12 protein-coding genes and 1 pseudogene are annotated in these 12,555 nt (G+C 67.7%); 5 read left to right on the forward strand and 8 right to left on the reverse strand.

All coding sequences use genetic code 11. From position 1 onward, the window contains the following. Positions 1–94: 94 nt before the first annotated feature. The 6 genes from ABDV68_RS14685 to ABDV68_RS14710 form a co-directional block, all read right to left on the reverse strand. Positions 95–742: a hypothetical protein gene (locus ABDV68_RS14685; protein WP_343520833.1), complete on the reverse strand. Its 648-nt coding sequence runs from the start codon at positions 740–742 to the stop codon at positions 95–97. A 41-nt stretch (positions 743–783) separates the two neighbouring features. Further along, entirely contained in the window at positions 784–1,263 is a 480-nt protein-coding gene (locus tag ABDV68_RS14690) for a glutathione peroxidase (protein WP_343520834.1), read from the reverse strand. Continuing rightward, positions 1,260–1,847: a DUF937 domain-containing protein gene (locus ABDV68_RS14695; RefSeq protein WP_343520835.1), complete on the reverse strand. Its 588-nt coding sequence runs from the start codon at positions 1,845–1,847 to the stop codon at positions 1,260–1,262. Before ABDV68_RS14695 ends, ABDV68_RS14690 begins: the two co-directional genes overlap by 4 nt. Positions 1,848–1,939: 92 nt before the next feature. Then, complete coding sequence (locus tag ABDV68_RS14700) at positions 1,940–2,614, reverse strand: ABC transporter ATP-binding protein (RefSeq protein WP_343520836.1); 675 nt, start codon at positions 2,612–2,614, stop codon at positions 1,940–1,942. A gap of 92 nt (positions 2,615–2,706) precedes the next feature. Further along, positions 2,707–3,957 (reverse strand): lipoprotein-releasing ABC transporter permease subunit, encoded by a 1,251-nt coding sequence (locus ABDV68_RS14705; protein WP_343520837.1) that lies wholly within the window; start codon positions 3,955–3,957, stop codon positions 2,707–2,709. Between the two features lie 583 nt (positions 3,958–4,540). Continuing rightward, positions 4,541–7,003, reverse strand: coding sequence for a TonB-dependent receptor (locus ABDV68_RS14710; protein WP_343520838.1), 2,463 nt, complete (start codon positions 7,001–7,003; stop codon positions 4,541–4,543). A 250-nt stretch (positions 7,004–7,253) separates the two neighbouring features. On the opposite strand from ABDV68_RS14710, the gene ABDV68_RS14715 reads away from it, so the two are divergent. Together ABDV68_RS14715 and ABDV68_RS14720 are read left to right on the forward strand one after the other, a co-directional pair. Continuing rightward, positions 7,254–7,727 (forward strand): Hsp20 family protein, encoded by a 474-nt coding sequence (locus ABDV68_RS14715; RefSeq protein ID WP_343520839.1) that lies wholly within the window; start codon positions 7,254–7,256, stop codon positions 7,725–7,727. A gap of 223 nt (positions 7,728–7,950) precedes the next feature. Further along, positions 7,951–9,012: a transcriptional regulator gene (locus tag ABDV68_RS14720; RefSeq protein ID WP_343520840.1), complete on the forward strand. Its 1,062-nt coding sequence runs from the start codon at positions 7,951–7,953 to the stop codon at positions 9,010–9,012. 44 nt (positions 9,013–9,056) lie between these two features. Here ABDV68_RS14720 and ABDV68_RS14725 read toward each other — a convergent pair whose 3' ends face one another. Next, positions 9,057–10,694, reverse strand: a complete 1,638-nt coding sequence (locus tag ABDV68_RS14725) for a CTP synthase (protein WP_343520841.1) — start codon at positions 10,692–10,694, stop codon at positions 9,057–9,059. A gap of 83 nt (positions 10,695–10,777) precedes the next feature. Then, positions 10,778–11,140 carry a preprotein translocase subunit SecG gene (gene secG / locus ABDV68_RS14730; RefSeq protein ID WP_343520843.1) on the reverse strand — a complete coding sequence of 121 codons (363 nt, stop codon included), beginning with the start codon at positions 11,138–11,140 and terminating at the stop codon, positions 10,778–10,780. A 314-nt stretch (positions 11,141–11,454) separates the two neighbouring features. Between secG and ABDV68_RS14735 the strand changes: the two genes are divergently transcribed. The 3 genes and pseudogenes from ABDV68_RS14735 to ABDV68_RS14745 all read left to right on the forward strand — a co-directional run. Beyond that, the gene (locus tag ABDV68_RS14735) at positions 11,455–11,805 is read left to right on the forward strand and encodes a MarR family transcriptional regulator (protein ID WP_343520844.1); all 351 of its coding nucleotides are present in this window, start codon (positions 11,455–11,457) and stop codon (positions 11,803–11,805) included. Further along, positions 11,738–12,115 (forward strand): SH3 domain-containing protein, encoded by a 378-nt coding sequence (locus ABDV68_RS14740; RefSeq protein WP_343520842.1) that lies wholly within the window; start codon positions 11,738–11,740, stop codon positions 12,113–12,115. Before ABDV68_RS14735 ends, ABDV68_RS14740 begins: the two co-directional genes overlap by 68 nt. Then, positions 12,112–12,555, forward strand: a pseudogene (locus ABDV68_RS14745) (N-acetyl-gamma-glutamyl-phosphate reductase); the annotation flags it as partial. The gene ABDV68_RS14740 and the pseudogene ABDV68_RS14745, both read left to right, overlap by 4 nt.

Raw genomic sequence — 12,555 nt, forward strand, 5'->3', positions numbered from 1 at the left:
GACGAAGCCGGAATGGGGCATGGGACGGTTATAAATGGGGGTGCCGGGGGGTCAAAGGAAGCGGCGGGGTTTTCCACAGCTATCTCGGTCGCGGCTAGTCCCCGGTTCGCTTCATCCGCAGGGTGCCAAGCGGATAGGTCAGCGTCAGCGTGTCGCCCTCCACCGTCACCACCGCGTCGGTCAGGTCGACCACGCCGAAATCATTGGGCGTGAAATCGAAGACCGCCGTGGTGCCGGGGCGGGATTCGATCGGCATGCGCGGGAACGCGATCTGATGGGACGGGATGCTGAAGGTGACGAAGCGGGGAACGCGCTTCTCGTCTTCGGGCAGCGACCAAGGCTCGCCCGGCATGTAGCTGTCCAGCGGCGCGCCGTCATCGAACTCGATCCGCAGGTCCACGCCCGGCACGTCCCGCCCCGTCGGGCCGAGAAGGCGAATGGCGAAGGGCCGACCCGGCCTGGCCTCCACTCGGCTTGCAGTGATCACCGGCGCGACGGGGCGCGGATCGCTGATCAGGCGGATCCGCTTGCCGTCCGTTTCCCACCGCCCCCGGGCCTCCTGGTCCAGCGAACCGACGATCAGGCCGAACAGGAACTGCCCGTCCTTGCCCAGGCGCAGGCCGGCGACCAGCTCCATCTCGCGATGCACATACTCCCCCGCCAACGTCGCGGCGGCGGGCGCGGGCGCAGGCGCGGGCTCGCCTGCCTCCTGCGCGTGGCCGGACTGGGTCAGCGTCAGCAACAGGCAGGCAAAGATGCCTAGTCGGAGCTGCCTGGGGGCGATCAGAGCAATTTCTCGATGTCCTCCGCGATATCCTCGGGCTTGGTCTGCGGCGCGTAGCGGTCGACCACCTTGCCGTCGCGGTCGATCAGGAACTTGGTGAAGTTCCACTTGATCCCCTCGGTCCCGAACAGGCCGGGCGCCTCGCGCTTGAGGAAGCGATAGAGCGGCGCGGCGTCCGGTCCGTTGACGTCGACCTTGCCGAACACCGGAAAGGTCACGTCATAGGTGAGCGAGCAGAAGCTCGCGATCTCCGCCGCGTCCCCCGGCTCCTGCGCGCCGAACTGGTTGCACGGGAATCCGAGCACCTCGAACCCGCGGCCGGCGTAGTCGCGGTGGAGCTTCTCCAGCCCTTCATATTGCGGGGTGAAGCCGCATTTGGAGGCCACGTTGACGATCAGCAGCACCTTGCCGGCATGTTCGGCCAGCGTCGTCTCGGTCCCTTCCGGCGTGCGGACGGGAATGTCGGTGATCGCGGTCATCGGCTCGCGAACCTGCCGGCCATGCCGATGATGTCGTCGAGCGGATTGCCGTCGCCGTCGAGGTCGATGAGCTGGCCGAGACCACCGAGCCCTCCGCCCGCGGGGGCCGCGGCACCGCGACCACCGCCGAGGATGCTGCCGAGCAGCCCGCCGAGGCCGCCGCCCGCGCCCGCCTGGCCGCCTTGGCCGCCCTGTCTGGCGAGATAGCCGGCCACCAGCATCGCCAGGATCGGCAGCATCTTCTTGAGCAGCCCGGAATCGAGGCCGGTCTGCGCCGACGCCTGGCCGGCAACGGTACGGCTCACGTCCTTCGATCCGAAGATCTGCCCGAGCACGTCGTTGCCCTGTTCCACCGGCGTCGCCTGCGGGCTCAGCACCGCGTCGAGCAATCCACCGCCGCCCAGCTGGCCGAGCAGCCCGCCCAGCCCCTCGAGACCGCCGCCTTGCGCCTGTTTCTTGAAGCCGCCGAGGATCGCCGGCAGCAGCGCGTCGGCGCCCGTCCGCGCCGTCTCGGGCGAAACGCCCAGCTCCCTCGCCATCGATTCGATGCCGCCCGCCTGGGCGAGGATGTCGGTGAGATTCATGCGCTTTTCTCCTCCGGACCGGAAATGGACGAGCACTGGCCGAAGATCATTATAGCACCGTAACGCGGCGCAGGGAGCCCGCGCGCCGCCCGCTATTCCAGCACGCCCTCGTGCAGCCGAACGACGCGGTCCATCTTTGCCGCCAGCCGCTCGTTATGCGTGGCGATCAGCGCCGCCGCGCCCTCGCCGCGCACCAGCCGCAGGAACTCCGCGAGGACCACGTCGGCGGTCTTCTCGTCGAGATTGCCGGTGGGTTCGTCGGCGAGCACGAGCATGGGGCGGTTGGCCAGCGCCCGCGCGACTGCGACACGCTGCTGCTCGCCGCCCGAAAGCTGGCTTGGCCGGTGAGTGAGGCGCGCGCCGAGGCCGAGCGCGTTGAGCAGCACCTCGCTCCGCTCGCGTGCATCGGCGAAGGTCGCATCCTGGATGAGCTGCGGCAGCTCGACATTCTCGAGCGCGTTGAAGTCGGGCAGCAGGTGGTGGAACTGGTAGACGAAGCCGAGCTTGTCGCGCCGGGTGACGGTGCGCTGGTGGCTTTCGAGCTTGGCCACCTCGATCCCGGCGATGCGGATCGAGCCCTCGAACCCGCCCTCGAGCAGGCCGACCGCCTGCAGCAGGGTCGACTTGCCCGAGCCCGACGGTCCGAGCAGCGCGACGATCTCGCCTTCGCCGACGGTCAGGTCGATGCCGCGCAGGACGTGGATCGTCGCGCCGCCCTGCCGGAAGGCGCGCTTGAGGCCCGTGGTCTGGAGGACTGGCTCAGTCATCAAATCCACCGTTCGGGCTGAGCTTGTCCAAGCCTTGCCTTTCTACCTCGAGGGAAAGGAACGGCCCTTCGACGCGAACGGGTGCGAGCGAACTACTCATAGCGCAGCACCTGCACGGGATCGGTGCTCGCCGCCTTGAAGGCGGGGTAGAGCGTGGCGAGGAAGCTGAACACGAGCGCCATCAGCGCGATGCCGGCGACCTCGACCGGATCGGTCTTGGCGGGCAGCTCGGTCAGGTAACGCATCGACGGGTCCCAGATCTGCTGCCCGGTGACGAAGCCGAGGAAGCCGAGCACGCCCTGGCGGAAATAGAGCAGGATGAAGCCGAGGATCAGCCCGGCGACGATGCCGAGCGAGCCGATCACCGTGCCGACGGTCACGAAGATCTTGATCAGGCCGGCCCGGGTCGCGCCCATCGTGCGCAGGATCGCGATATCGCGCGTCTTGGCGCGCACCAGCATGATCAGCGAGGAGAGGATGTTGAACACCGCGACCAGGATCAGGATCGAGAGCACCGTGAAGGTCACGAGGCGATCGACCGCCAGCGCCTCGAACAGGGTCGCGTTGAGCGTGCGCCAGTCGGTGAGCTGGCCGGCGCCGGCCACCTGCTGCGCGAGCGGACGGAGGATGTCGCCGACCTTGTCGGGATCGTTGGTGTCGATCTCGACCATCCCGACCGTATCGCCCATCAGCAGCAGCGTCTGGGCGTCCTGCATCGGCATCACCACGAACGCCTTGTCGTAATCATAGACGCCGACCTCGAAGATCGCGGCGACGCGGTAGGAGACGATGCGCGGCACGGTGCCGAACGGGCTGGTCAGCCCCTGCGGGCTGAGCAGCGACACGCTGCTGCCCGGCGAGGCGCCGAGCGACTGCGCCAGCCGCGAGCCGATCGCGATGCACTCGCAGCCCGGCGCGAGCTGCTTCAAGTCGCCGATCAGCACATTGTCGTTGAGCGTCGGGTTGGCGCGGATGTCGGGCACGTTCATGCCGCGCACCAGCACGCCCTCGACCCGGCCCTGAAAGCTCGCCATCAGCGGCTGCTCGATCAGCGGGGTCGCGCTGGTCACGCCCGGGGTCTTCCTGGCCTGTTCGACGATCTCGCGCCAGTCGCGCAGCTGCCCGCCATAGCCCTGCACCACGGCATGGCCGTTGAGCCCGGTGATCTTGTCGAACAGCTCCGCGCGGAAGCCGTTCATCACGCTCATCACGATCACCAGCGCGGCGACGCCGAGCATCACCGCGATCAGGCTGATCGAGGCGACGAGGAAGATGAACGCCTCCCCCCGCCCGGGCAGGAGGTAGCGGCGGGCGATCATCCGCTCGTATCGGGAAAGCAGCATATGGGGCGGTGTTAGGGGCTGTTCGGGAAATCGCAAAGACGGGATTTTCGTATACGGCGTACAAGCCTGTTGCCAAATAAACACAGGATGAACGCAAAGCGCTGCGGCTGACGTCATAGCCCCGTGACAAGCGGCCGGGGCCATCCTAGCACGTCTTTACGAAGCGCAGGCAATGGCCGTGGTTCGGGGAGGCTCCTTCGCCCCGTCTTTCTCGAAAGATGTGCGGGCAGAGGTAGCCACAAGGGGGCTGACGAGGCATCGTCACGCAGGCGCCCGGGCTGGAAACGGCCCGGGCGTTTCCGCGTCTGGCGTCCCTCAACCGATCGACATTCGTCACCAATCCCCTCCCGCCAGGGGGAGGTGTCAGCTGCAAGCTGACGGAGGGGACGGATGCCAGAACATGACGGCGTGTCTCCTCCCCCTCCGTCACGCTGCGCGCGCCATCTCCCCCTGGCGGGGGAGGATGTTCCGGTTCGGCCAGCCAAGTCGGGGAGGAACCGCAGGAGCCTGGTTGCGGCCCCTCCCCTGGTATCTGTCGCCCGCGCCGGCCTGTTCCTTAGTCAATCGCGGGGACAGACACGTCTCAGAAGCTCAAGCCGACAGTCACGCCGTACGTGCGCGGATCGCCGACATTGCCGGAGATCAGCCCGGTGTTGCCCGGCGTGGTCGCCAGCACGTCGAAATATTGCTCGTCGAACGCGTTGCGCACCCAGCCGAAGATGTTGAGCCCCTCGTCGGTGCGGAAGCCGAGGCGGAAGTTCGCCAGCGTGTAGCCGTCGATATCGGTGTAGATCGAGCGCGAAGCGTTGGACGAGAACTTCGACCGCGAGCTCGCGTCGGCGCCGAGATAGACCTCGCCCTCCTTGCCGAAGATCTTCGCGGGAAGGTTGTACTCCGCGCCATAGGAGAAGGCCCAGTTGGAGATGCCCGGCAGCCACTGGCCGGAGATGTCGCACACCGCCGGGCTGTTGGTCCCCGGCACGCCGGGCGCGCCGATCACCGCGCCGCTGCCGCCGCCCGACAGCTCGGGCGGGCACGGCGCGTTGGTGAACTCGACATATTCGTGGTCGGTATAGGCGCCGTTGACATAGAGGTTGAGCCGCTCGCTCGGCCGGATCGAGAAGTCGGCCTCGACGCCGCGCACGCGGACCTCGCCGGCATTGGCGAGATAGCCGCGCAGCGTGGTGTTCTGCCCATCGTTCACCAGCGCCTGATAATCCTTGATGATGGTCCAGAAGCCGGTGATGTTGAAGGTCGCCTTGCGGTCCCAGAACTGGGTCTTGGCGCCGATCTCGAAATGATCGACCTTCTCGGGATCGACCTGGGCGAGCTGGGTCTGCGCGACCCCGGCGACCACCGGCACGCCGTTCAGGTTGAGGCCGCCCGATTTGAAGGTGTGGGCGTAGGTGGCATAGAGCAGCACGTCACGCGACGGCTTGTACGAGGCGGTGAGGTCGTACGAGACGTTCCAGGCGCGATAGGCTTCGTCCTCGAAAGCCTGCGGCTGGAGCGCGGTGCGCTGCTCGACCTGGCGCGGGGTGCCGCCGGTGGCGGGCACGAGGTTGCCCTGCGCGTCGCGCACGATCGAGACGTAGCTGCCGACCTTGTCGTCATAGTTGAGCCGGATGCCCGGCGAGAGCGTGATCTGGTCGGTCACGTTCCAGTTGAGCTTGCCGAACAGGGCGCCGCTGAAGTTCTTGAGGCGGATGTCGTTCTCGGCGGTCAGCCCGTCGAGCACGGTCGGGTCGTTCGACAGCGCGTTGCTCGGGTTGATCAGCCAGCGGCTCGCCGCCGGCCCCTGGCGCTGCGTGCCGGTGGTGTGGATGTCCTGGTAGAAGGCGAAGGCGCCGATCACATAGTCGAATCCGCTGCCCTCGCCGGCGAAGCGGAACTCCTGCGTGAACTGGTCCTGCCGAGTCGGGTTCTGCGACAGCGTCGTGATCGGCAGCCCGGTGAAGTCGCGGTCGTTCGCCGGGAGCCAGTCCCAGAAGCGCCATGCCGTCACCGAGGTCAGCGTGCCCGGCCCGACATCCCACTCGGCGCGCAGCGAGACGCCGCCGAGCGTGTTGCGGGCGTTGAGGTCGGCGTCGAGATCGGTCAGCCGGTCGAACGGGTTGGTGCTCGGCGGGGCATAGCCGAGCGCTGCCGTGAGCGCCGGATATTGCCGGTTCGCGGCGCGCTGAGTCGGCCCGTACTTCACATAGATCTGAGCGCAGCATTCGGGGTTCTGGCGGCTGTAGTCGGCGCTCAGCGTCAGGTTGAGATTGTCGGTCGCGCGCCACAGCAGGGCACCGCGCAGGCCGATATTGTCCTGCTCGTTGACATAGTTGCCGGTGGCGACGTTGAACACCGTCCCGCGCCGGCTGGTCGCCGCGACGCCGAGGCGGATCGCGACGTCCTCGCCGAGCGGGCCGGAGATCGAGGCCTTGGCCTGCTTGAACTCGAGATTGCCGACCGACAGCTCGGCGCGCCCCTCGAAGTTGAAGCTCGGCGCCTTGCTGGTGATGTTGATCGCGCCCGCGACGGTGTTCTTGCCGTAGAGCGTGCCTTGCGGCCCGCGCAGCGTCTCGATCTGCGCGACGTCGAGGAAGTCGAGCGTCGCGACCGCCACGCGGCTCAGATAGACCTGGTCGATATAGACGCCGACGCCCTGGTCGATGCCGTCGTTGGTGAGGCCGAGCGGCGCGCCGAGCCCGCGGATGTTGACCGACGAGTTGCGCGGGTTGGTCGAGTAGAACTGCAGCGTCGGCTGCAGCTGCGCGAGGCGTGCGACGTTGAAGCTGCCGGTATTGTCGAGCTCCTTGACGCCGACCACGCTGATCGGGATCGGCACGTCCTGCACCTGCTCCTCGCGGCGGCGCGCGGTGACGACGATGTCGGCAGAGGCCGAGCTGCGCTGGACGTCCTCGGGATCGCGCTGGGTCTCGCCCGGCACGGTCGGGCGCTGGGCTTCCTGCACGGTCACGTCGGCCGGCGGCGTCTCCTGCGCGAGCGCGGCGGGCGATGCGCCGGCAAGCAGCAGCAATGAGAGTGTGGTCAGGCTCACTTGGTGGCTCCCCTTCGTGGTGTCGCGTTTAAACTCCACTAGGATGATGGGGTTTAGCCAGAAAGCGATTCTATTCCTATCTGATCGATGGGCTTTATATCGTGATCGGGGCACGGCTCGTCGCTCTTGAAACCGCCGGACGGCATCCCAAATCAGCGCTGCACGGTGCCTTCGGGGCCGTGCGAACTTGGCATCGCAGCTTAGCTGGATGCCGCAAGACGTTGATATTGCTCATAGGAGGATTCAGACCATGCGTCAGATCGACTTGACCCCCTTCCGCCGCTCGACGATCGGCTTCGACCGGCTCTTCGACATGCTCGAAGCGACCGCGCGCCAGTCCAGCAGCGAGAATTATCCCCCGTTCAACCTCGAGCGGATCTCCGACGACCGCTACCGGATCACGATCGCCGTCGCCGGCTTCAAGCCCGACGAGATCGACATCACGGCGCAGCAGAACCTGCTGCTGGTCTCCGGCAAGAAGGCCGAGTCGCAGGACAACAACGCCGCGCAGATGCTGCATCTCGGTATCGCCAATCGCGGGTTCGAGCGCCGCTTCGAGCTGGCCGACTTCGTCCGTGTCGAGAGCGCCGACCTCAACGACGGCCTGCTCGTGATCGAGCTGGTGCGCGAGGTGCCTGAGGCGATGAAGCCCAAGAAGATCGCCATCGGCGGCGGCGACCAGACCGGCGGCGACGGCGCGATCGAGCACCGCTCGGTCGCCTGACCGGCGACAAGCCAAAGGCGGCGCGACCTACCCCCTTGCGCGCCGCCCCCGGGGGCGTCCGGACACCGGTCCGGGCGCCCTTTTTGCTTCCAGGTTCTGCATATTAATCCTCCCCCGCCAGGGGGAGGATTGATTGCTCTTTCGTTCGCTTGCCAGTCACCACCGGCTGAGGCATCCATCGCGGGCCGGATCGGCGGCATTGCGAGGCGAAGGTTCCAGAAGAATGCCCCCGGCGAGCTACCGCTTCGAAGACTTCGTGCTCGACATCGGCAACCGGCGGCTGGCGCGCGACGGCGCGGCGATCGAGCTCAATGCCCGCTATCTCGACGCGCTCGCCCTGCTCGTCCGCGAGCCTGGCCAGCTCGTCTCCAAGGACCGTTTCATGGCCGAGGTGTGGCGCGGCGTGCCCGTCACCGACGAAGCGCTGACGCAGTGCATCCGTACGCTGCGCCGCCAGCTCGGCGACGATGCCGCCAGCCCGCGCTTCATCGAGACGGTACCCAAGCACGGCTATCGCTTCATCGCGACGGTCGAGGGCGACGCGGCGCCCGCGCCGATCCCGCCTCCCGCCACGAGATCCAGCCGCCGCGACGAGGCTGCGCTCACCGCCGGGTTCGGCATCGTCGGCGGCAGCATCGCGGGAACGATCGGCGGGCTGATCTACGGCTTTGCCGGCGCGTCGCAGCCGTTGCAGGCGAGCATGGGCGCGGCATCGGTGATGCTGGTGCTGCTGTGCGTCACGATCCTGATCGGCACGATCGGCGCGGCCGCGGTGAGCATCGGCATCGCCGCGGCAAATGTGCTGCCCGCGCGGCCCTGGCAGTGGAGCATCGTCGGCGGCGCGGCGGGCGGGCTCGTCATCGGCGCGGTCGGCAAGCTGGTCGGGCTCGACGCGTTCACCCTGCTGCTCGGCCAGTCGCCCGGCGACATCACCGGGGCGACCGAAGGTATGCTGCTGGGCGGCGGAGTCGGTCTCGGCGCCTGGCTCGCGCATCGCGTGTCCGAGCCCTCGCCCCGGCGCGGCTTCGTTCTGGGTGCGCTAGGGGGCGGCGCGGCTGGACTGACCGCTTCGCTGCTCGGCGGCCGGCTGCTCGCCGGAAGCCTCGCGCTGCTCGCCGCGCACTTCCCCAATTCGCGGCTGCGCCTCGATCAGTTCGGCGCACTGTTCGGCGAGGGCAGCTTCGGGCCGGTCAGCCATGCCCTCACCGCGACCTTCGAAGGCGCGCTGTTCGGCGGCTGCATCGTCGCCGCGATGATATTGGCGCGACGCGAGCCGCAGGGCTGAACACCTTCGATCCTCCCCCGCCAGGGGGAGGATCAACCAAAGCTTCAGACCAGCCGGCTCTGCCGCACCGCCGCCTCGATGAAGCTCGCGAACAGCGGGTGCGGATCGAACGGCTTGGACTTGAGCTCGGGGTGGAACTGCACGCCGACGAACCAGGGATGGTCGGGCCGCTCGACGATCTCGGGCAGCATGCCGTCGGGCGACATACCCGAGAAGACGAGTCCGCCCTGTTCCAGCGCATCGCGATAGCCGGTGTTCACCTCGTAGCGGTGGCGGTGCCGCTCGCTGATCTCGTCCGACCCATAGATCGACGCGACGACCGAATTGCCGGTCAGCTTCGCCGGGTACGCGCCGAGCCGCATCGTGCCGCCGAGATCACCACCCTCTTCGCGCTTCTCGATCCCCGCGGCGCTCATCCACTCGGTGATGATGCCGACCACCGGCTCCTGAGTCGGGCCGAACTCGGTCGAGGAGGCGTCGGCGATCCCGCCAAGGTTCCGCGCGCCTTCGACACACGCCATCTGCATCCCGAAGCAGATGCCGAAATAGGGCACTTTCCGCTCGCGCGCGAAGCGGACGCTGGCGATCTTGCCCTCGGCGCCGCGCGATCCGAACGCGCCGGGCACGAGGATCGCGTGGCACGGCTCGAGGTTCGCCGCGACCTCGGCATCGTCGCCGGTCTCGAACAGCTCGGCGTCGATCCAGCGGATGTTGACCTTCACCTTGTTGGCGATGCCGCCATGGACCAAAGCTTCGTTCAGCGACTTGTAGGCGTCCGGAAGGCCGACATATTTGCCGACCACGCCGACCGTCACCTCGCCTTCCGGGTTGAACAGCCGGTCGGTGATCTCGCTCCAGCGCGACAGGTCGGGCTCGTCCTCGGGCGCGATGCCGAACGCGCGCAGCACTTCGCCGTCCAGCCCCTCGGCATGATATTGCAGCGGCACCGCATAGATGCTCGGCGCGTCGAGCGCGGGGATCACCGCGCTCGCCGGCACGTTGCAGAATTGCGCGATCTTGGCGCGCTCCCCCGCGGGCAGCGGCTTCTCGCAGCGGCACACCAGCACGTCCGGCTGCACGCCGAGCGACGCCAGTTCGCGGACCGAGTGCTGGGTCGGCTTGGTCTTGAGTTCGCCCGCCGCCGCGATGTACGGCACCAGCGTCACATGGATGCTGATCGAGCGCCCGCGGCCGAGCTCGTTCTTGAGCTGGCGGATCGCCTCGATGAACGGCAGCGATTCGATGTCGCCGACGGTGCCGCCGATCTCGCACAGCACGAAATCCAGGTCCTCGGTCTCCGCCTGCGCGAAATCCTTGATCGCGTCGGTGACGTGCGGGATCACCTGCACTGTCGCGCCCAGATAATCGCCACGCCGCTCGCGCTCGATGATCGTCTTGTAGATGCGGCCAGAGGTGACGTTGTCCGACTGGCGCGAAGCGACGCCGGTGAAGCGCTCGTAATGGCCGAGGTCGAGGTCGGTCTCGGCCCCGTCGTCGGTCACATAGACTTCGCCGTGCTGATAGGGCGACATCGTCCCGGGATCGACGTTGAGATAGGGGTCGAACTTGCGGATGCGCACTCGATAGCCGCGCGCCTGCAGCAGCGCCGCGAGGCTCGCCGCCATCAGGCCTTTTCCAAGCGAGGAGACCACGCCGCCGGTGATGAAAATATACCGCGTCATGGGAGTCACCGCTTAGCCTCTATGCACGAGTTGGGGCAAGCGCCCGACTCCGGGCGCCGCCAAAAAACTTTGTTGAATGCCGCTTAGTTCGCGAGCGGAACGGCGCTGTTGTCGGCCGGCGCCGCGGGGGCGGCGGTCGGCTGCGCCGCCGGGACCGGGCCGCCGGTGGCGGGCGCGGTCTGCGCCGGTGCCGTCACGCGGCTGGTGTCGATCGTGCCCCTGCCCTGAGTCGCCGCCAGCACCGCGAGCAGGATGCTCATCGCCACGAACAGCGTCGCAAGAATCGCGGTCGAGCGCGTCAGGAAGTTGGCCGCGCCGCGCGCCGACATCAGGCCGGACGGGCTGCCGCCCGTGGTCAGGCCGCCGCCTTCGGACTTCTGCATCAGGATCACCGTCACCAGCAGCGCGGCGATGATGGCATGGACGACGAGGAGGAAGGTGAACAGCATGTCGGTCTTTCGCGGGAAAGCGGCGACATAGTGGAGGTAGTCCCTATGATCAACCGCCCAAAGGGCTTGTTGGAGAACGGCACCGGCCGGCTCCCCCTCCCGGCCACCCAACAGCAGTATTCTAGGGGTGGCCGGGAGGGGGAGCGGGCCGGCGCCGCAAGCGCCGCGAGGCGCATTCCCGACAAGGACGTCACATATCCGGAACATTTCGGCGCGGCACTGAAACCGGTTCGCTATCGGGGCGTTAATGTTGCTGAAAGCCGCGCTTCTTGCGGGCCTGTAACTAAAACGAGTGAGCCGCGATGAACGCCATGAGCGACCAGTCGCTATATTCCTGGAAGAACACGCTGATCGACTATGTGCGGTCGGGCGAACCGGATCTGACCAATCGCCAGATGGCGCTGATGCTGCTCGTCTACCTCGATGTGGGCCCGCATACGGTGCGTGGTCTCGCCCGCGCGCTCAACGTCTCCAAGCCGGTGGTCACGCGCGCCTTGAACAGGTTGGGCGCCCTCGGCTATCTGCGCCGCCAGCGCGACGAGACCGACAAGCGGAACATCTTCGTCGCACGGACACCGGAAGGGGCGGACTTTCTTGCAGAATTCGGGCATTTCGTCAGCGGCGACAACGGCACAGGACAAGCAGTCAGGCGCAGCGCGTAGCCGATTCGCGCTGACCGGCCGTTCGGTCCGCATCGACCCGCGCACCGACGCCGCCCGCCGCGACCTCGCCGATGTCCGCCTCGCCGATCGCGTCTTCGCGCCGCATTATGCGGCGCCCGTCGCACATCTCGTCACCGCCGCCACGCCGCTTCGCGCCGCCAAGGACGCCGATGCCGAGCAGCTCGCTGAATTGGCCGTGGGCGACGTGTTCGAGGTGCTCGAGCTCTCCGCCGGAACCGCCTGGGGCCGCGCCCCCGGGCCTGGCCTGGTCGGCTATGTCGATGCCGCGCATCTGAAGGCCGTGGCATGAAGGTCAGCGTATTCATCGACGGCGCCGCCGGCACCACCGGGCTCGAGATTCGCGAGCGGCTCGAAGCGCGCAGCGATATCGAGCTGATCGCGCTCGCCGATGCCGACCGCAAGGATCCTGCCAAGCGTTCCGAGGCGCTCAACGCGGCGGACTTCGTCATCCTCTGCCTGCCCGACGACGCGGCGCGCGAGGCGGTCGAGCTCGTCACCAACGAAAAGACGCGGATCATCGACGCCTCGACCGCGCATCGCGTCGCCGACGGCTGGACCTATGGCTTCGCCGAGCTCGAGCCGGCGCAGGCCGCGGCGATCGCCGAAGCGCGCCATGTCAGCAATCCGGGATGCTGGCCGACCGGCTTCCTCGCGCTGGTGCGCCCGCTGGTCCGCGCCGGCCTTATCCCGCCGGACTGGGTGCTCACCGCGGGCGGCGCCAGCGCGAGG

This window comes from Sphingomonas sp. (assembly GCF_039595165.1).
In the GTDB taxonomy this organism is placed as follows: domain Bacteria; phylum Pseudomonadota; class Alphaproteobacteria; order Sphingomonadales; family Sphingomonadaceae; genus Sphingomonas.

Bases quoted from the DNA above. Each gene is read 5' to 3' on its own strand.
- ABDV68_RS14695 (WP_343520835.1), bottom strand. From the start codon at position 1,847: ATGAATCTCACCGACATCCTCGCCCAGGCGGGCGGCATCGAATCGATG.
- ABDV68_RS14690 (WP_343520834.1), bottom strand. From the start codon at position 1,263: ATGACCGCGATCACCGACATTCCCGTCCGCACGCCGGAAGGGACCGAG.
- ABDV68_RS14705 (WP_343520837.1), bottom strand. From the start codon at position 3,957: ATGCTGCTTTCCCGATACGAGCGGATGATCGCCCGCCGCTACCTCCTG.
- ABDV68_RS14725 (WP_343520841.1), bottom strand. From the start codon at position 10,694: ATGACGCGGTATATTTTCATCACCGGCGGCGTGGTCTCCTCGCTTGGA.
- ABDV68_RS14715 (WP_343520839.1), top strand. From the start codon at position 7,254: ATGCGTCAGATCGACTTGACCCCCTTCCGCCGCTCGACGATCGGCTTC.
- ABDV68_RS14735 (WP_343520844.1), top strand. From the start codon at position 11,455: ATGAGCGACCAGTCGCTATATTCCTGGAAGAACACGCTGATCGACTAT.
- ABDV68_RS14700 (WP_343520836.1), bottom strand. From the start codon at position 2,614: ATGACTGAGCCAGTCCTCCAGACCACGGGCCTCAAGCGCGCCTTCCGG.
- ABDV68_RS14720 (WP_343520840.1), top strand. From the start codon at position 7,951: ATGCCCCCGGCGAGCTACCGCTTCGAAGACTTCGTGCTCGACATCGGC.